The 18,624-nt window shown below is 33.7% G+C and carries 16 protein-coding genes; 3 read left to right on the top strand and 13 right to left on the bottom strand.

Features of this window, described 5'->3' with window-relative positions:
* Positions 1–68: 68 nt before the first annotated feature.
* The 12 genes from BTR34_RS08020 to BTR34_RS07970 form a co-directional block, all read right to left on the bottom strand.
* Positions 69–956, bottom strand: coding sequence for a diacylglycerol/lipid kinase family protein (locus BTR34_RS08020; RefSeq protein ID WP_068485647.1), 888 nt, complete (start codon positions 954–956; stop codon positions 69–71).
* Positions 953–2,872, bottom strand: coding sequence for an LTA synthase family protein (locus BTR34_RS08015; RefSeq protein ID WP_317039601.1), 1,920 nt, complete (start codon positions 2,870–2,872; stop codon positions 953–955). Before BTR34_RS08015 ends, BTR34_RS08020 begins: the two co-directional genes overlap by 4 nt.
* Positions 2,873–3,024: 152 nt before the next feature.
* Positions 3,025–3,762 (bottom strand): COG4705 family protein, encoded by a 738-nt coding sequence (locus BTR34_RS08010; RefSeq protein WP_068485809.1) that lies wholly within the window; start codon positions 3,760–3,762, stop codon positions 3,025–3,027.
* Between the two features lie 10 nt (positions 3,763–3,772).
* Positions 3,773–6,190 carry a TonB-dependent receptor domain-containing protein gene (locus tag BTR34_RS08005; protein WP_068485643.1) on the bottom strand — a complete coding sequence of 806 codons (2,418 nt, stop codon included), beginning with the start codon at positions 6,188–6,190 and terminating at the stop codon, positions 3,773–3,775.
* A gap of 56 nt (positions 6,191–6,246) precedes the next feature.
* Entirely contained in the window at positions 6,247–7,509 is a 1,263-nt protein-coding gene (locus BTR34_RS08000; RefSeq protein ID WP_082960198.1) for a sensor histidine kinase, read from the bottom strand.
* Entirely contained in the window at positions 7,502–8,176 is a 675-nt protein-coding gene (locus BTR34_RS07995) for a response regulator transcription factor (RefSeq protein ID WP_068485641.1), read from the bottom strand. Before BTR34_RS07995 ends, BTR34_RS08000 begins: the two co-directional genes overlap by 8 nt.
* 82 nt (positions 8,177–8,258) lie before the next feature.
* Complete coding sequence (locus BTR34_RS07990; RefSeq protein ID WP_068485639.1) at positions 8,259–8,843, bottom strand: precorrin-2 dehydrogenase/sirohydrochlorin ferrochelatase family protein; 585 nt, start codon at positions 8,841–8,843, stop codon at positions 8,259–8,261.
* 43 nt (positions 8,844–8,886) lie between these two features.
* The gene (locus BTR34_RS07985) at positions 8,887–9,477 is read right to left on the bottom strand and encodes a DUF4202 domain-containing protein (RefSeq protein ID WP_068485638.1); all 591 of its coding nucleotides are present in this window, start codon (positions 9,475–9,477) and stop codon (positions 8,887–8,889) included.
* A 560-nt stretch (positions 9,478–10,037) separates the two neighbouring features.
* Positions 10,038–11,249, bottom strand: a complete 1,212-nt coding sequence (locus BTR34_RS07980) for a Pycsar system effector family protein (protein ID WP_068485636.1) — start codon at positions 11,247–11,249, stop codon at positions 10,038–10,040.
* 37 nt (positions 11,250–11,286) lie between these two features.
* The gene (locus BTR34_RS07975) at positions 11,287–15,012 is read right to left on the bottom strand and encodes a ShlB/FhaC/HecB family hemolysin secretion/activation protein (RefSeq protein ID WP_068485634.1); all 3,726 of its coding nucleotides are present in this window, start codon (positions 15,010–15,012) and stop codon (positions 11,287–11,289) included.
* 25 nt (positions 15,013–15,037) lie between these two features.
* A complete protein-coding gene (locus tag BTR34_RS18745; RefSeq protein WP_157483885.1) occupies positions 15,038–15,208 on the bottom strand; it encodes a hypothetical protein in 171 nt (56 codons plus the stop codon).
* A gap of 5 nt (positions 15,209–15,213) precedes the next feature.
* Positions 15,214–16,575 carry an NAD-dependent succinate-semialdehyde dehydrogenase gene (locus tag BTR34_RS07970; protein ID WP_068485632.1) on the bottom strand — a complete coding sequence of 454 codons (1,362 nt, stop codon included), beginning with the start codon at positions 16,573–16,575 and terminating at the stop codon, positions 15,214–15,216.
* A gap of 194 nt (positions 16,576–16,769) precedes the next feature.
* Between BTR34_RS07970 and BTR34_RS07965 the strand changes: the two genes are divergently transcribed.
* From BTR34_RS07965 to BTR34_RS07955, 3 genes are read left to right on the top strand one after another with little or no spacing between them, the layout of a single operon-like run.
* The gene (locus BTR34_RS07965) at positions 16,770–17,102 is read left to right on the top strand and encodes a YtxH domain-containing protein (RefSeq protein ID WP_068485630.1); all 333 of its coding nucleotides are present in this window, start codon (positions 16,770–16,772) and stop codon (positions 17,100–17,102) included.
* Positions 17,103–17,450 (top strand): hypothetical protein, encoded by a 348-nt coding sequence (locus BTR34_RS07960; RefSeq protein ID WP_068485628.1) that lies wholly within the window; start codon positions 17,103–17,105, stop codon positions 17,448–17,450.
* 48 nt (positions 17,451–17,498) lie between these two features.
* A complete protein-coding gene (locus BTR34_RS07955; RefSeq protein ID WP_235843238.1) occupies positions 17,499–17,651 on the top strand; it encodes a hypothetical protein in 153 nt (50 codons plus the stop codon).
* Positions 17,652–17,838: 187 nt separating this feature from the next.
* On the opposite strand, the gene BTR34_RS07950 is transcribed toward BTR34_RS07955, so the two are convergent.
* On the bottom strand, positions 17,839–18,594 hold the full coding sequence (locus tag BTR34_RS07950; protein ID WP_068485623.1) for a sulfite exporter TauE/SafE family protein: 756 nt from the start codon (positions 18,592–18,594) through the stop codon (positions 17,839–17,841).
* Positions 18,595–18,624: the final 30 nt, after the last annotated feature.

The raw sequence follows: 18,624 nt of genomic DNA, 5'->3' as shown, positions 1-18,624 counted from the left end.
TTGCTCGAAAACTACAATACAATCCTAAAGAGAATTTAAAGTTGAATTTTACAATATGTTATTGAAGCTTATTTTGCCGTGAGCACACATAAAGATTTTTCTAAAAGGGAAATGTTAAGGTGGTTATTGTCAATTCTATTATGCTCGCCATCTACTTGGGTGTCAAAAAACTCAGAATCATCGCATTTTAATTGAATATTTTTTGTTTGAAAGCTTTTAGATTCCTTTAACCAATGTACTTTTCTAATGAGAATTAAAAAGCCCAACCAAAGCATTTTAAACTTACCAATTTTCTTTATTACAAGAACATCTAATAGTCCGTCTTGTAATGATGCTTTTGGTGTTAAACTTAGCTTATAGCCCATTTCATTAGAGTTAGAAATTAGAATGATAAACGGATTTATCATTGGTGTTTCTTCATCAACGGTAATAGAAAGCGGTTCATTTTTTTCTATATCACGAAAAGTAATAGCACAGGCACTTATATATCCTAAGATTGTTCTTTTTTCTGAAGACTCGTAGTGTTTTATTAAACTAGCATCAAAACCAACACCAGTATTACTAAAAAAGTAACGGCCGTTTATATTGCCCACATCCATACGTTCTACATGTTTGTTTCGAATAATTTCTAAGGCCTTTCTTCTCTTTTTAGGAATTTTAAGGTTGGATGCTAATCCGTTTCCTGAACCCATAGGCACAATGCCTAAAGCAATATCGGTACCTATTAAGCACGTAGCTACTTCATTGATAGTACCATCGCCACCACAGGCAACAATAATATCTGCTTTTTCTTGGATAGATGCTTTTGTGAGCTCGGTTGCATGAGCTTTGTATTCGGACACCTTAATAGTCAAATCATGTACACCATTTATAAAAAAAGGTTGTAGCTCTTCTTGTGTTAAAGGAGCATTACCATGGCCAGCAATAGGGTTTACGATAAAATGTATGCGAATCATTGATGAAGCGATTTTAATTGGAGTCCGCCATTATGGTACAACTCATCTGCTACTTGATAGTTAGCAATAGCAATTTTTTTGAAAGACTCATTCATAGGTGTTTGTTGCAATCCATTATCTAAAGGATTCCATTGATAAAAATTAACCGTTTCCCCATCGCCAAGCACCATCACCTTATTATCTTTTAAATAGCCTAATTTTCTATAGTTTCCTATTAAAGCACGCTCATTTTGTGGAGTCATTTTTAAGATATCCATACCAAATAAGTTGCTTTTATAATCCCAACCTAAGGTAGAAAATAAGGTAGGAAAAACATCTATCTGAGAACAAAGAGTATTAATTTTTGCATTTGGCTGTTGCGATAAATTAAATATAAAAGCTGGTATGTGGTAGTTCGCCACATCCAATTCCCATTTACCTGCACTACTAGCACAATGATCACTCATAATTACAAAGACTGTATTTTTAAACCAAGGTTTAGTTTTTGCCTCTTTTAAAAACGCTCCAATTGCATAATCCGTATATTTTACAGCACCATTTCTTCCGGTTCCAGACGGAATATCTATTTTTCCTTCAGGATATGTAAAAGGTTTATGGTTAGATGTGGTCATTACAAAATCGAAAAATGGTTTACCAGTCGCATAGGCAATATCAGCTTCTTTTAAAACCTTATTGTAAATATCGGCATCACAAACGCCCCATGCATTTTCAAAAGTTACCTCATCATCTTCAATATTTGTACGCTTTACATTGATATTTGCATCCAATAAAAAGCCTCTTCCGCGATCTACAATATTAAATCCGTTTCCACCGAAAAAGGTATTCATATTATCAAAATATCCATCACCCCCATAAAAGAAATTACGGTCGTATCCTTTGTTTTTAAACACTTCTCCAATAGTAAAAAGCCCTGTGTTATTGCTACGTTTTACGATACTTCTCCCGGGAGTTGGTGGTATAGAAAGGGTTATGGCCTCCATACTACGAACTGTACGCGTGCCTGTAGCGTATAGATTAGTAAAAAATAAACTGTTATTGGCAAGAGAATCTAAAACAGGTGTAATATTTAAATCACTTCCTAAACTATTTAGGTACTTACCGCTAAGACTCTCAATACAAATAAAAATTACATTTGGTTTTTGCTCAATACCAGTAGTGTCTGGAGTGTGCACCGTTCTGTATATTTCATTTTTATTAGGATGTACAAACTCGTCTTTGAAAGGTGAGTATTGTTTTTTTACTATAGCAAAAGCGTCCTTTTCGGGAATAGTGCTGTAGAATTCGGAAAATGCCAATTCGTTATTTCTAAACGCAGCAAAGAAAGAATAAATCCCAGCTTTTGAAATTTCGTTGTTATATCTGTTTTTAGACCATTCTGCTTGGCTGTTGCTAATATAAAAGGAGAAAAGAATACAAATAACCAACCAGGGCAAAGTTGCAGTAAAACGCTGTTTAAAGCTAGTTTCGTTATTAAAAGTATGGTAAAACAGTTTTCTCTTATAACAGATAAATAGCGTGATGCCTACTAAAGAAATTAAAGAGCTTAATAGTAAAGGAAGCGGATACGATTCATTAATATTTTTAACCACTTCATAGGTGTAAATTAAATAGTCTACCGCAATAAAGTTGAAACGGCGTTGAAATTCGTCCCAAAAAGTAAACTCCCCGAAGAAGGAAAAATAGATGATTAAAATGGCGAGAAAAAACCCAAACCATGTAATACTTCTATCTACCAGTGTACCAACCCATTTTTTAGGAAATACAAGGAGGTAAATTAAAAAAGGCAGCATAAAAAGAGGAAGAGTGCCGATATCGAAAAACAAGCCTGTTGCAAAAGTTCTAGCAATGGAACTCAACTGTGCATCAACCTCAGCGTAATCCCAAATGAAAAACGTAAATCGTACTAAGAACGACATACCAATAAATAAAAACACAAAAGCTTTAAGTAATGAAAAGCGTTTCGGAAAAAGAAAGGTCCACATAAATACTGTTATTAGGGTAATTTGACCCTAAATGTATGTGGCGATTCTTAAGAGAATTTAAAGTTTTGTAGGTTAGAAAAATGTTTTTATTTGCTACTCAATTTTCTATGCGATAGGACTATTAAAAGCATCATGCAAATGAGTGCAACCAATGACGCATTCAATGTTCCTAAATCTAAACCACCTTTTGCTAAAGGCTTAGTTAAGAAATCTCCAAAAGTAGCCCCAAATGGTCTAGTGAATATAAAGGCAATCCAGAAAAGAAATATCTGATTAATTTTAGTGAAATAATGTAAAACAACTACCAGTATAATTATACCTGCAGTAACCATAGCACCATTTAAATAACTTAAACCTATAACATCACTTAGATAGTCGCCGAAGGCAGTACCAAGGCTATTAGAGAACAAAATAGCAATCCAATAATAGGTTTCTTTATTTTGGTCTATAATTGGGTATACCTCTAAGCTTTTATATTTTTTATGCCATAGATATAACGTAATTAATAGTCCGGCAAATAATAAGAGACTACCCCATGTATAACCTAAATGGAGGCTACGGTCAATAAAATCTGAGATTTCTGTGCCTAAAGTTGTAGTCGCAATAATGACCAGCCAAAACCAAACAGGAATGTACTTTTTTCTTGTGAGTTGAATAAACAATACAATGCCAAAAAACGCAAGTGTAATTAGTATACCAACCGTATAGCCTAAACCTAAAGTTTGTGCAATAAAATCACCTAATGTTTCACCAAGTGTAGTTGCCACAATTTTCATTAACCAGAAAAGCAAGGTAATTTGGGCAACCTTATTTAAAGAATTCATAGTGTGCGGTTTAAATTTTGTATTTAAGCCCCAATCTAAATAATTGGGTCTCAAAATAATTTTGATAAGTAGCAGTAAAACCTTCGTTGGTAACTTCTTGGCGAATACCAAAACGGTTGAAAATATCTGTGGCAGAGAAGGTAAGTTCTGCTTTTTTGTTCCAGAGACTTTTCTTAAAACCCAAATCTACAGAGTAGCGAGAAAGCTCTTTGCCCTGCGGAATATTCTTGTCCGAATAATAAACCCCCGTAAGTTGAAAAGTGTAATCGCTAGGTAAATTAACTTCAGATGATAGTTTTGCATTCCAAGCATTAGCGGTAGATTCCTCAATTACAAAAGGTCTTACAAATGGGAAAAGCACAGTGCCTTCATAATGGTCAATAATATTTGAATACCAGTTAACAGTGTTAGAAAGACTCCAATTTTGCGTAATATCTTGACTCAATAATAACTCCAACCCTGTATTCGTTGCTCTACCCGTGTTTTGGTAAATACGGTTAACAATGTCATAGTTAGGGTTTGAGTCGTCTATACTATAAACACGCATGTACTGATCTTGAATAATACGATGATATACAGATGAAAACAAAGAACCATTAGACCACGAATATTTATGAGCAATTTCAAAAGCATCGGTAAACTGAGGACGTAAATAGGGGTTACCTACTTTTAAAAGTTCTGGGTCGTCATATTTAGGAAATACGCGTAATTCCGGCTCACCAGGTCTATCAATACGGCGATTATAAAAGGCCGATAATTTATTGTTTTCGTTTAATTTGTAGGTAAAACGAGCACTTGGGAACAGCTCAAAATAATCGTATTTATCATTGTTAGGGTAATAGGTGTTTGCAGGGTCTAAATCATAAAAAACATTGGTTTGTTCTGCTCGTAACCCCGCTTCAACATCATAAAATTCTTTCTCTAAAAGATAATTTGCGTAGCCTGCATATAGGTTTTCTCCCCAATCAGAGAAGGAACCTAATCCAGGATAAATAATAGATTCGTTACCTGGAGTAATTGTATAATCTACCGGGAGCCTACGAATACGCAATTTTGCACCAAGTTCTAATCTCCCATTACTAAGCGGTTTTACATAGTCTGTCGATATACTTGTGGTATTTTCAATTGCTCTAATATTAGTTTTATCCCTACCTACACGAACAGCCGAACTATCGTTTAAGGAATAGGTTTCATCTTCTAAGCCCTGTGTGTACTGAGCATTGGCGCTTAAGCTATGCCCTGATTGCTCAAAAGAATGCTTGTAATTTACAGCAGCATTTATATAACGGGTAACCTCTTCTTCTTGCCAATTATAAAATCGATTTCTAGTATTGTTATTTAAATCTATAAAGGCAACTTGTGAAGTGTCTATATGCCGTTCACGGTCATATAAGCCAGAAAATGTAAAACTATTGTTGTCATCTAAATTATAGTCAATACCGCCATTAATAATAGAGCGAAACTGCTTTCTATTTTCGGGTACTTGCGAAATAATAGTACGACCGTCATCATAAATTCTAGTCGTAAATTCGTTGTTTGGAAGTGCTTCTTGGACTATGAATTCTGATTGTAGAAAGTAGTTAAGTTTCCCTTTTCTGTAATTTAGATTAATGCTAGGTATTACTTTTGGATTCACAGAATAACTACCTAAATCTGTTGGTGTATCGGGTCTTCTTTTTCCTAATGCTCCTAAGCCAAAAGAAAGTCCTACATCACCATTAAGTCCTTTTTGAGTTTCTTTTTTATAAATAATATTCACGATTCCGGCAAAACCGTTCGCATCATATTTTGCTGATGGATTATTGATAATCTCAATCTTTTCAATGTTAGACGCTGGTATGTTCGACAACCCTTTTTGATTGCCAAATCCCGTTAAACTACTTTGTTTACCATCGATAAGCACCACAACTTTATCACTACCTCTTAAAACCACTTTACCGTCTTGGTCAAAAGTTACACCAGGCATGGTTTTCATAGCGTCTAATACAGAGCCACCAGCTTGGGCAATATTGTTATCTAGATTGAACGATTTTTTGTTGAGGTCGCTATTGGTAGTTGCTTCTTGACCAACAACCTGTACTTCCGTTAATTGTTCAGCACTTGGTTGTAATAGAATTTGTCCAAGATCAAAGATGCTATTGAGTCCACCAGCTATTAGGGGTTTTGATATGGTTTCATATCCAATAAAAGAAAAAACTAAGGTGTATTTACCTGTAGAAAGCCCTATAATTTCAAACCGCCCATTCTCATCTGTAATAGCACCAGTCACCATACTATTGTCGGTAGTATTTTGTACGGTTACATTAGCAAAAGCTAAAGTTTCTTGAGTAATAGCATCATTAAGTTGCCCAGTAACACTTACTGTGTTCTGAGATAAAGTAGGGGTAATGATAAAAAGAACTAGTATTGTGATTAAAATCTTTTGCATGAAATCAATTTTTAAGGGCAATAATAGGGTAAGAATCTAAAGATAGTTTTAAGAAGTTAGGCGTTCTTCAATTTAATTTTAAAATGATGTTCATTATTCTGAAAATAATAAGAAGGGTGAAACCCGTATAAATCGCATATTTTTTTAACGATAGCTAAGCCTAGTCCGGTTGATTTTGTGTGGTCAGATTCTTTATAAAAACGCTGAAACAACAACTCTGGTTTTAAAACCGCTTTTGTACCAGAATTTATAACCGTCAATGAATTTTTGTCTAAAATTACGGTTATTGGGGTATTAGGGCTAGAATGTTTAATGGCGTTAGACAGTAAATTATCGCAAAGTACTTCTGCTAAATATGCATCCATCGTTAAAGTAACTTCATTTTCACTTTTTAAACGAATATCTATTGCATATAGGTCCGATAAGTTTTCAATTCTATATTCAAGAATACCGTTTAAGTTACACGCGCTAAGATTTTGAAACTGGTCATTTTCAATTTTTGATAACAGCGCAAGTCGTTTGTTTAATTGTTTAAGGCGCTGAATATCATTTTGTATTGATGATAATTGCTCAAACTGTAAATCGTTAAGTCCTTCTCCATTAATAAGGGTGTCTATTTTAGCTTGAATAATAGCTAACGGGGTTTGTAGTTCATGAGATACGTTCTCTGTAAACTGTTTTAGGTTTTTATAGTCGGACCGAACTTTCTCGGTTAAGGTGGTAATTTCAGTGTTCAATTCAGAAAACTCTAATATGTCGCTTTCCAATAATGAAATAGGAGTCTCAGAACTCAATGAAAAAAGTTTCATTTGCTCAAGATTTTTAAAAAACGGATTCCATAATTTTTGAGTTCTGGATTTATTAAAATAGAAAAGAAATATAAATATTGATAAAAGTACAATGAGGTATGAAATAATAACGGCAATTAATATGTCTTCCGATTCTACAATTAACGTACGAACTGTAATTCTATAATTTTGATTGTTTATTTTAGAATAGGTAATTAGTTCACGAAAATCTTCCATTTCGTTTTGCGAAGGGTCAAAGATTAAGGTATCTTTTAAATGCTCTTTTCCTATTTTAGGTACCGTAGTAACTTCCACCATTGGAGGCAGTTGATAAACAGGATTATTATTAGAAATAGAACTTTCAATGCGAGCTTCAGTTGATCGTAGTTCTTCCTCTATTTCTCCTTGTAAAAGCGTACGAACATAAAAGTACAAAACAATAGTACTGAACAACATTAAAACAAGACTTATAGAAAGAAACGTTTTAGAAGTTTTACGTAATAACCCTATTTTTTTAGCCTTATTATTCATCTATAAATTTGTAACCACTACCATAAGCAGTCTTTATATATTTAGCACCGGCATCGGTCAATTTTTTACGTAAGTTGTTGATATGCACATAGATAAAATCATAGTTATCCACCATGTCACTATGGTCTCCCCATAAATGTTCAGCAATAATTTCTTTGGAAAGCACACGTCCTTTATTGGTGATAAAAAACAAAAGAAGGTCATATTCTTTGCGTGTAAGCGCCATTGCATTTTCTGCAATATAGGCAGTTTTAGCCCTAGTGTCTATGGAGATTTCGTTAAATTCGATACGTTCGGTACCGCCAAACTTACCTCTTCGTAGCACAGCTTTTATACGTGAATTAAGCTCTGCCAAATGAAAAGGTTTCGTTATGTAATCATCTGCACCCAAGTCGAGACCTTTAAGCTTGTCGTCTAAAGAGTTATTGGCAGATATAATGATAGTGCCTGTCTCTTTCTTTCCTTTCTTTAATAGCTGAAGAATATCTAGACCACTGCCAGTAATTAAATTAATGTCGAGTACTAAAAGGTCATACTCGTATAGGTCAATTTTGTACAAAGCATCTGTATAGCTAGATGCGGTTTCACATACATTACCATCTTTTTCCAAATAATTAGAAATAGATTGTAGTAAAGCAATTTCGTCTTCTACAATTAGAATTTTCATCTCATTAAAGTTAGGACTTTCATAAGTTTAAATTTAAAATCCTTTTCTAAAGAGAATCTAAAGTGTTAAAAATTGAATACCGTTACTCTTCTTTTTTCTTCACCAATCCCTTAGTAAACTCATTTAAGGTTTCAACTTTTTCCTCAAAATCTCCTTTAATGCTCTTTCTAAATTCGTTAAGGTTTTTAACTAAATCATCAATATTCTCTGGGATGACATCTTCAAAAAATTGTCGTAATCTCTTGGCTGTCGTGGGCGATTTTCCGTTAGTAGAAATAGCCACTTTTACATTGCCTTTTGTAACAATACCACCCATATAAAAATCGCAAAAAGGAGGGTTGTCGGCTACATTAACTAGTATTTGTCTTTCCCTACAATCATGATACACTTGTTCATTTACGGATACATTGTCGGTAGTAGCAATAGCAATATGCCTCCCTTTTAAAAAAGAGGCATCATAGGCTGATACATTCATTTTAATATTGAATTTATTAGCAAGTTCAATAGTCTCTTTTCTAAACATAGTAGACACCATTTCTACCTGTGCATTAGGGCTAGATTTAAGTAAGAAAGTTATTTTCTCTAAAGCAACGTTACCACCACCAACTATTAAAATATGTAGATTAGATACTTTTAAAAATATGGGATAAAGCTCATTCCGTTCCATCAAATAAATTGTTTGTTAAAATGAATTTAAATTTAAAGAATACTTAATTGGCTAAAGCTTTGGAAATTAAAGTCGAAGCAAATTTTGACAAAGGTAATTTTAATGCTGCGTTTTGACCTTCATTTGACATTTTTCTCCATGTTTTTTGTAAGATGTCAATGGTTTTATCTTCAGGGTGTTTTAACGCAAATGGTTCAAAGTAAAATTCAAGAAAGACCAAACAGACAACATCCTCTAGGCATTGAGTTTCCTTATTTTTTTTAAGCTGTTTTTTTTCCAACAAAAAACAAACCTTGGCTATTGTTTCTTGGGTATACCCTACATTTTTTAAAATAGTGGTTGATTTTTTTACATGATAATTTTTTAGATCTTGTCTCCAACGTAAATATCCCTCACGATTCATTTCATAACAATCTCTTGGAATTTCCCATCTACATATATGTTGGCAACGAGCAGTAAGCTGTAATACTTCTGATGCGTTAGGGTTAAACTCATTTAAACGCTCTGTCATTCTAATAGCGTAGAGAATTTCTTTTGGGTATGTAGTACCTTTAAAAACTTCGGTATTTGGGTCTTGTTTATTGGCGTTGTCAAAATAGTGAAAGGCTAATAATAATTTGTCTGTAATAGCCATAATTAAGGGGTTTGTTCAAATCTATTTAGAAAAGCCTACATACGCAATTTCATCTACTCTTTTCACATATTATACGGCAGATGTATTAAATTTTTTACTTACATAAAGAAATAAAATGTGGCAAAATCTTGTGTTTTATAAGTTTTTGAGAATAAAAATTTAGGCATCAAAATAGAAACTAAGTTTCAAGATATTTATAATGATCACCTTATTTGTTCGGCTCCAAAAACAAGGTTTAAGGAAACGATGATTCAATTAATTTAAAATTTTAATTAACAAATAATCAATTAGTTAACGTATATTTAATAGAAGTAACAAATTTATTTTTCAAGATAAAAGATTAAAGCGAATGAAGTTAACTTAGTATTTTGAACTAAATATGCCAACACTCATGACCAGAGTAAATATAAATAAAGATAAACCCGATTCTACTTTAATAAAAGCTATAAAATTCACCATTGTAGTGGCCGTAATTGGGATAATTTTCTGTATCGTTTTTTTAGCTTTTGAAGGGCTAATTTAATAAAGCTATAATCTTAAATTTAATGTTATATTTCTATTTAGGGCTGCATTACAGGTAGTTCTAATACCCGATCTGGCCCGTAAAACTTAAGTGCAATCCCAAACACTATAACAGAAAGTATCATGCCTGTCATAAATACAGTATACGTCCATCTTAATATTCGGTACTTTCTTTCCAAAACAATTCCTAAAAAATAAAGGTCTTTAGTTAAAGAGCTATAAATAAAGTCTTTATCTTTAATTAGCTCTGACATTGCCCAGCTATATTGTTCTAATTTCATTTTATGAAAATTACCAAAGAATAAAAGATTTACTTTTTTAGAGGTTACCTCGTCTTCTGTAAATTGACCCGTTGTAACATTCGGTTTTGTTGCTATAATAGACATAACCATTGATACGACACTAAAGATTATAAATATAAATGTAGGGTAGATAAGATAATCGTTAGATGGGTTATCTAATTTGGGTATTAAGTTAGCTAAGGCCATTGATATAATAATAGCGTTTACTGAAAGTAAAATATTTGCTTTGGTATCCGCAATATCACTAAGTTTTAAATGGTTTTGTAAAGTTACTCTATATAAAGTTTGTATTCCCCTGTCTGGTAGTTCTCCTTTAAACTTAGCCTTAAGACTCTCTTTTTTGACAAGTTTTTTTTGCTTTTTTTTTGCTTTTATAAGTTTTTTTATATTCTTGTCTTTCCCTTTTTGCCAGTTTTCAATAGCATAGCTTGTGTAAAACCGATGCTTCGTTCGTAACAAAAAGATATTTTCTTCTCGCCATTTTGCAGATGATGTGTTTTCTATACCCAGGGAAACTAATTCTTCTCGCAATAAATCAGATGTTGCTATAAAATTCTTAAAGGCAAAATGAGATGAATCGGCATCTCGCATTATTTTCTCCAAAACATTCTTTGGATTATAATCTTTTACAGTGGCCATGATTAGGTTACAAACCTTTCCAATAAAAGCGGTTGTAGAATTGTTTTCGGTTAAAAACTCTTTTGCCAAATCGCAACTACGTTTTTCATGGTCGTTATAAGCAATTGTATAGCCTAAATCATGAAACCATGCGGCGACCAGTAATTGATCGCCTTCTGTTTCATTTATATGTTCACCTTCAATGAGTTCTTTTACACTGTCGACAACGCGTTGGGTATGCCTAAGATTGTGGTATAAATAGTTAGGATTATCATTACTAGTCAATTGTTTGGTAGCATATTCACTAGCCTTAGAAACTATTGCGGACATTATGTTTATTTAAAAAATGTTGAAATTAAATTTTTGGTTATATGGAAAGTCCAAATCCAACTTGAATTAAATTACTTTCCTTAGAATTGAAATAGCCAATAGTAAAAGTTAATGCTTTTAAACTGCTAATCCAAAAACCACCTCCTTGCGAGGTATGCCAAATATTAGAGTTTTCATTCGGCATCCATACCCTACCATAGTCAAAACCAGCGTACATGCCTATAGTTACCGGTGACACGGCGGTAACATAACGTTTAAGCTTTAGTTTTAAATCTGAGGATTGATAGAAGTATGATTTACCTGTAAATCGTTCATCCCTAAATCCACGTAAACCATTATCTCCACCTATGGAAGGAGTATGATAAAAGTACACATCATTATAATCGAATAGACCTTTATATTCAGCCATGGTACTATAAACCAGAGTACCTGTAGATTCTAGTTTGTGGTCAATACCTAACTTTAATGAAGCATACCCAAATTTGTTTGAATTATTAGTTAGGTTCATTTTATACCCTGCCGAAAATCCAAAGTAAATAGCTTTAGAAGGAAAATCTCCAGCATCATCACGATCATATTCCCCGGATAATTCTACTCCGCCATAATTTTGATTTTCAAAAACCACATCCTCTAAATTACTAGGATTAAAAAGGCGGTCAGGATTATCATCTACTTTATAAGATTCAAATAAACCTTTAATTCGTAGGTCATAATATGCTAATCCTGCACTTGCTTTGAAAATTCTAGTTCTACCCCTATAGTAATCCCTGTCTAAGGCATCTTCGTTATTTACTGTCTCATTTCCAAAGCCAAAGAAATTACTTACATAGCGATCATTGGCGAAATAGGCGTCCATTTCAAAATTCCACCCAGGGAAAACACTTCCATAAATACCCGAATATGAAATCTCGGCAGCTTTGAACTTAAAATAGTAATTAGCACTGACACTATGTTGCTGTCTAAATGAATTTCCGTCAATTCCTTGTTGGGTATAGGTGTTAGTACCACCTAAGAACAGACCGTCATCTGTTCTAAAACCTAAGCTTGGCACCAAAACATTTGTATTGGGTTCAAAATATCTAAAATGAAAAGTATTGGTCTTGTAGTTGTCGGTTAATAAGGTTTTGGGTTTTAAGTTTTCAATATTAATTTTCTCATGTTCCCAATCATACAGTTTCACCTTCTTTTTATTTTTTACTTTAAAAGTATCTTCGCCATACCCGCCAATGATTCTTAATTTCGTTTTCGGATTTTCTTCTCCTTCAACTACAAAAACGTCATCATCACCTAAACCATAAATCCAAACTTCGTTGGTAAGGCTGTCGTTGAATATTCTAGAATAAAACAACTCATTTTTTTCATCAGAAAGTATACGCTTCACTTCTACTTTAGTATCTCCATTTTTTAAACGGGTCATGGTAAATATATCATCCTTTTCCGTTCCGGTAACCGCAACTATTTTGTTAAGGTATACTGCATATTCTTCTGCGGTTTCGGCCAACAGTGCTAAACGGTGCTTTAAACTTTCTTTTATATATTCAGAAGTTTCGTCTTGTACAGCAATAGGCAATCTATTAAATGCATTTTCAATGACCTTATCGGTCATACCTTTCTGAATAGCCTTTGCCTCTTCAATCCAAACCTCGGCCCCATAGGAAGTCAATAAGGTGCGGTCTAATTTATTGCCAGAAAGATTTAGCCATTTTACATTATCAACATCACCATCATAGGTTTCCCAATTCCTTGAATTTGGAACAAACCAATTAATTATCGGTATTACTTTACCGTCAAATCTAGGAAACACATTATCACGATCTCGAGGTATGGGCATAAATTCTTTTTCCCCATCAGGACTTTCATATTCTACCCACCTCCATTGGTCTTGGTGACGATCCCAATCGCCAATAAGCATATCAAAAATACGAGCTCTAATTAAACCTCTTTCGTCCAAGGAGTACGATTCATCACTTTTAATTTTTTCAAGCATATCAGTTGTACTTTCATAATCTACAACTTTACCGGTATTCTGGTCGATACTTCTTCTATATCCTTTATAATTTGCTTGTTCTTCAGAAGGTCTTCGCTCAATATAATACAGCTCATCGCCATAATTTTCATTGAATTGCTTTAAACTATCCTGTTTTGGAACATAAAATAAATCGGTATCAGAATGATTTATTTGTACCGATTTAGCTAAAGGTTCAACTACCAATTGCATGTAGGGGTGTGCAGTAGTAAAGAAATCAGAAATTGCCTTTTCTGCCCAAGTGTCTTGGTAATCTTGAGTATTATAAGAGATACCTGGAAGCTTAAATTTTAAATATTTTAAAGCACTTTTTCGTAAAGACCGCATGGCATATTGTTTACCATTGGCATCTTCTAATCGTAATGAAAAAGATTGATGCCCGCCACCTTCCTTAACTACTGATAAGCCACCGTAAAGTGTATCTAATTGTACAATTGGTGCTTCTACAGGTTGGCCATAATACTTACGGTAGCGCTCTCCCCACAGAAATTTGTAAAATGTACTTTTATTATAGTCTTTTGGGTCGTCTAAAATTTTAGTCTGTTTTGTTTTTTTAGTATTAGAAACAAATTGATTAAACTTTATTTCAGTTTTCTTTACTGGTAACACAGGAAAAGTTTTACTAGAGGTCAAATCGTTTTCAGAAATGAAACTCACTTTAGAACTACCATCTTTATAATAATCTAACCTAGCAAATCCTCTATCACCAAAAGCATATTCTCCATTATATTCAATAGACCCACCAATGGCAGTTATTCTACCGGGGCTCAATTTTGTTGCGCTTTTTGAGCCAAGGGAACCACTAATAATTTGATGAATACCGCCACCTTCAAGTAACTGAAGACTTTCTTCGTGACCAGAAATTAGTGTAATTCTATCATTGGCCTGTGCCAAGGCACTTACCGCTATGCGTAAGTAATTATACCTTCTAGAATTTACATGTTCAGGGTCAAAGGCACCAAGATCCATAACGGCATTTTTAACGGTTCCTAAAACTGGTAGCGGAGTCAGGTGGTCTTTTACAGTGGTTTTACCTGCATATATTCCATTTGTAAAAACAGGATGGTGCATGGCAATGACAATGTTTTTTCCTTGTCCGTCACCAATATACCCTTCAAGTTCTTCCATAAACCTTCTTCGGGTAACAATATCTGTACACTTGCCATTAATATCTTCTACTCTAGACCAGTTAGATATGAACCATTTAGAATCTACGAGTATTAAATCTAAATCGTCATTTATTACACGATGATCGATAGGGCATCCATTATTTGGTACTACCGCAGTATTTTTTCTTTCGATATCTTTTAGGAGGTCCTCGACCTTTTCTATTTTGTTTAGCTTATAACTTTTCCATTCATTATTACCTGGAAGAAAAACGGTCTCGCCCTTAAAATTTGATGAGATATCTAATTGGGTCTTGATCAAAAGACTATCGATATCCCAACTATTGGTATCTGGTGAGATATTATCTCCTGTAAAAAGTAAGGTGCTATTTTCTGAAGCCTTATCAAGCTCTTCTTTAAAGCGCTGTAATAAAACTTTGTTTGGTATAGCGGACGTATTTCCTAATCCACCAGCAATGTAAAATGAATAGGTAACTTCTTTATTTGCTGTGCTTTTCTCGCGTTTTATGTTGCTTTGCTCTTTGTAAGTAGCACATGAAGAAACCAGAAGAAATACAATGGTAAATGTGAAATATTTTACCCATGTATATTGTAAAGGTTGGTTAATCATATATAATTTATTTAGATAATAGTTTCTAGTTATTGAAAAATATGTTCGATACAACAATCCCAATAATTAGAACCACTAGAAATACCACCAATATGGTGATTCCAAGTTTAGTTTTCTTGTTTTTCTGAAGTATGAATTGCTGTGTGTTATCTTCAGGTTCCTTAACAAATTTCGTCTCTTCTGTATTTTTTGTCATAGTTTTTATTTTTTAATGTACACTGTTTTCTTATTTACGAATTCTAGAATTCCTTCTCTGGATAATTCCCTACCATAGCCAGATGCTTTTGTGCCCCCAAAAGGCAATCTAGGGTCAGATTTTACCATGTCATTTATAAAAAATGCTCCATCTGGAATATCCGATATAATGTCCATTGCAGCATCTATATCTTCAGTGAATAACATGCTACCTAATCCAAATCTAGAGTTTGCTGCTAATGCAATAGATTCATTTCGGTTTTTAACTTTAATGATTGCAGCCACGGGTCCAAAGGTTTCTTCTATAAATACAGGCATTTTTGTAGTAACATCAGTAAGTATAGTAGGCGAAAAATAGGCACCTTTGCGTTTGTTGCCTAATTGGACTTTAGCTCCTAGAGCTATAGAATCTGTTACTTGTTTTTGTAGTTCTTCTGCTAAATCTTCCCGAGCCATTACGCCAATAAAAGTATCTTTTTTCAAGGGGTCGCCAATTGTTAGCGACGTCACTTTTTCCAAGAATTTTTCAAGGAAAGAATCGTAGATATCTTCACAAACTATAAATCGCTTTGCGGCAATACAGCTCTGGCCGGTATTTTGCATACGTGCGTTTACCATAGTGTCAATATGCATATCTAAATCGGTATCTTCCCAAATAATGCATGCGTTGTTGCCACCAAGCTCTAATACGGTTTTTTTAAGATTTTCTCCTGCTGTACGAGCAATAGACTTTCCTGCTTTTTCGCTCCCGGTTAAGGTAACGGCTTTAATGCCATCATGGGCAATTAGCTTTTCTATTTCCTCATGCCCTACAATTAAACTTTGAAAACATCCTTCGGGATACCCGGCATCAACAAATAACTTTTCAATGGCCAATGAACAACCTGTAACATTTTGTGCATGTTTTAAAAGCGCTGTATTTCCTGCTGTTAATGTAGGTGCGGCAAAACGAATTACTTGCCAAAAAGGATAATTCCAAGGCATTACCGCAAGAATGCACCCTAATGGATCATGACTGATAAAGCTTTCTTCAGCATCTGTTTTTATGATTTCATCTGCCAATAACTCTTCGGCATTTAGTGCATAGAAATCGCAAACCCAAGCACATTTTTCAATTTCTGAAATACCTTGTGAAATAGGTTTTCCCATTTCAATTGTCATCAATTCCGCGTATTCCTCTTTGCGGTCCAGTAGTAAATCTGCCAGTTGAGACAGTAATTTACACCGCTCTTCAATTTTAGTGTTTGCCCATGAATTTTCAAATGCCAGTGCTTTTTCTAATTTCGAATGTATTGCGTTTTGCGTATCTACCTTATAGGTTTTTATTAATTCGCCAGAATATGGATTTTTGGATAGGTATTCTTTCATAATTGCTAATTTAATTGAAACCAAGTTTAGGTGTTAATTCGATTCATTTTAATCTTAACCCTTTTAAGCTATTGTTAACGTTATTATGTGTCGGTTTCAAATTAAGTATTAGTATCTTTAATGCAGTTGATTATAAGTAATGTTGAGTCATATTTATCATCAATAAATTTAAAGTTTAACTAAAAACAAAATCGATGAACAATAGTGGAAATACATTATTAGCAATAATTGCAGGATCTGCCATAGGAGCAACTTTAGGAATTCTTTTTGCTCCGGATAAGGGAGAAAATACAAGAAGGCTAATTGCTGATCAAGCGGCCGCGACAAGAGATAATTTAACTGAAAGTGCCCTTGACCTTAAAAACAGAGTGGCGACTAAAGTTTCGGATGAAAGAGACACCATTGATTCTCGTGTTGAATCTATTGTGTCTGATTTAAGTTATAAGACCGAAGACGTTATATTGGCCTTAGAAAAGAAATTAGCTGAGTTAAAGTCTAAAAATAAGAAATTACAGAAAACAGTTTAAATGGGAGTCATTGATTCGCTTAATGAAACATCAAACAAAGCAATTGATGTAGGAGAGGTTTATTATAAAAAAACTCAAGAATATTATAAGCTTAAAGTTTTTCAGCAATTAACAATGACCACTGGTATGCTGCTAAAAATTGCGGTTATTGGTAGTCTTGGTTTTTTAGCACTTATATTTCTGTCGGTAGCAGGAATAATTTATTTGGGAAATGTACTGGAAAGTATGGTAGCGGCGTGTTTAATTGCCAGTGGGGTCTTTGTACTTTTATTTGTAGTTACTTATGTTTTTAGAAGGAAAATAGACAATATTTTAGTAAAAAACCTATCGGTTAAATTCTTTAGTTAGAGCTGTATGTATAAAAATTTTGATGAAATAGAGTTTAACTTAAAACGATTGAAATTGGAACGTGAAATTGCTTTAGAAGAACTTAAGGGGTTAAAGCATGATGTTCAACAAGATTTAAGTCCCTATAACTGGATGTCCTCTGCTTTTTCAGCAGCTAAGAAATATGGTATGTTATATTTAATTCGGAAAATTTTGAAGTAATCGTAAAAGGTAAAGTGTTTACTCGATAATCTAGATTTAAAAGCTCCGAAGCTTGCCTCGAAATGAAAATATTTCTTCCTATAAATGCCTCATAGGCTTGCCCTGAGGTTGTTTTCTTGTACTAAAGTTTTAGATTTGCGAAGCGAATATTCTCATTTTCTTACATTCAATGAATCAATTAGTTTATTTAACTAAACATAATTAAGATAGCGCCTACAGCGGTCAATACCAATATCATCTTTCTAAAGAAAGCCTCTTTAATGAGTTTTATAAACCGAACTCCAACAAAGAAACCTACCAAAATACCAGGTAGTAATATTAGGTTAAAGGACAAAGATTCTAATGAAATAGTTTTCCATACGAAAAAATGAAAGGGTAACTTTATAATATTCATAATGAGAAAGAGCCAAGCAGCTGTACCAATAAAATTGTTTTTTGGTAATTGCATAGCTAAAAAGTAAATATTTGAAAAAGCGCCAGCTAAATTGCCAACCATTGTCGTAATGCCCGCTATAGTACCAATTGAGCCTGCAAATAACCAATGTTTGGGCACGGTTTTATCTTTTTTACGATCCCAATAGAACATCATAATAACAGTGATTATGATAATAATTGCCATGCCAACTTTAAAAAATTTCTCAGGTAATTCATTACCAATTACAACCCCGATCAGTAATCCAAAAACCATCCATGGTAATACCTTAAAAACATATTTCCATTTTGTGTACCTATTATAATAAATAACAGCAAAAATATCAGCTGAAATAAGTAATGGAACTACCATACCTGTAGATTCTTTTGCACCAAAGGCCAATACCATTAATGTAACATTTAAAACAGCAATACCTTTTATTCCAGCTTTAGATAAACCAATAATAAAGGCAGCCCCAAAGGCCAAAATCCAAGCAGTTGATGTAATTTCAGAAGTTATTGATAGAAGCACGAGGTACGTTTAGCGTATTAGATGTAAAAA

It is taken from the genome of Maribacter hydrothermalis, from assembly GCF_001913155.1.
GTDB classification, from domain to species: domain Bacteria; phylum Bacteroidota; class Bacteroidia; order Flavobacteriales; family Flavobacteriaceae; genus Maribacter; species Maribacter hydrothermalis.
Note: the sequence above shows the minus strand (reverse complement) of the source record. Positions and strands in the feature narration are given on the sequence as shown.

Coding starts and splice junctions, on each gene's coding strand:
- BTR34_RS08020 (WP_068485647.1), bottom strand. CDS start 956: ATGATTCGCATACATTTTATCGTAAACCCTATTGCTGGCCATGGTAAT.
- BTR34_RS08015 (WP_317039601.1), bottom strand. CDS start 2,872: ATGTCGTTCTTAGTACGATTTACGTTTTTCATTTGGGATTACGCTGAG.
- BTR34_RS08010 (WP_068485809.1), bottom strand. CDS start 3,762: ATGAATTCTTTAAATAAGGTTGCCCAAATTACCTTGCTTTTCTGGTTA.
- BTR34_RS08005 (WP_068485643.1), bottom strand. CDS start 6,190: ATGCAAAAGATTTTAATCACAATACTAGTTCTTTTTATCATTACCCCT.
- BTR34_RS08000 (WP_082960198.1), bottom strand. CDS start 7,509: ATGAATAATAAGGCTAAAAAAATAGGGTTATTACGTAAAACTTCTAAA.
- BTR34_RS07995 (WP_068485641.1), bottom strand. CDS start 8,176: ATGAAAATTCTAATTGTAGAAGACGAAATTGCTTTACTACAATCTATT.
- BTR34_RS07990 (WP_068485639.1), bottom strand. CDS start 8,843: ATGGAACGGAATGAGCTTTATCCCATATTTTTAAAAGTATCTAATCTA.
- BTR34_RS07985 (WP_068485638.1), bottom strand. CDS start 9,477: ATGGCTATTACAGACAAATTATTATTAGCCTTTCACTATTTTGACAAC.
- BTR34_RS07980 (WP_068485636.1), bottom strand. CDS start 11,249: ATGTCCGCAATAGTTTCTAAGGCTAGTGAATATGCTACCAAACAATTG.
- BTR34_RS07975 (WP_068485634.1), bottom strand. CDS start 15,012: ATGATTAACCAACCTTTACAATATACATGGGTAAAATATTTCACATTT.
- BTR34_RS18745 (WP_157483885.1), bottom strand. CDS start 15,208: ATGACAAAAAATACAGAAGAGACGAAATTTGTTAAGGAACCTGAAGAT.
- BTR34_RS07970 (WP_068485632.1), bottom strand. CDS start 16,575: ATGAAAGAATACCTATCCAAAAATCCATATTCTGGCGAATTAATAAAA.
- BTR34_RS07965 (WP_068485630.1), top strand. CDS start 16,770: ATGAACAATAGTGGAAATACATTATTAGCAATAATTGCAGGATCTGCC.
- BTR34_RS07960 (WP_068485628.1), top strand. CDS start 17,103: ATGGGAGTCATTGATTCGCTTAATGAAACATCAAACAAAGCAATTGAT.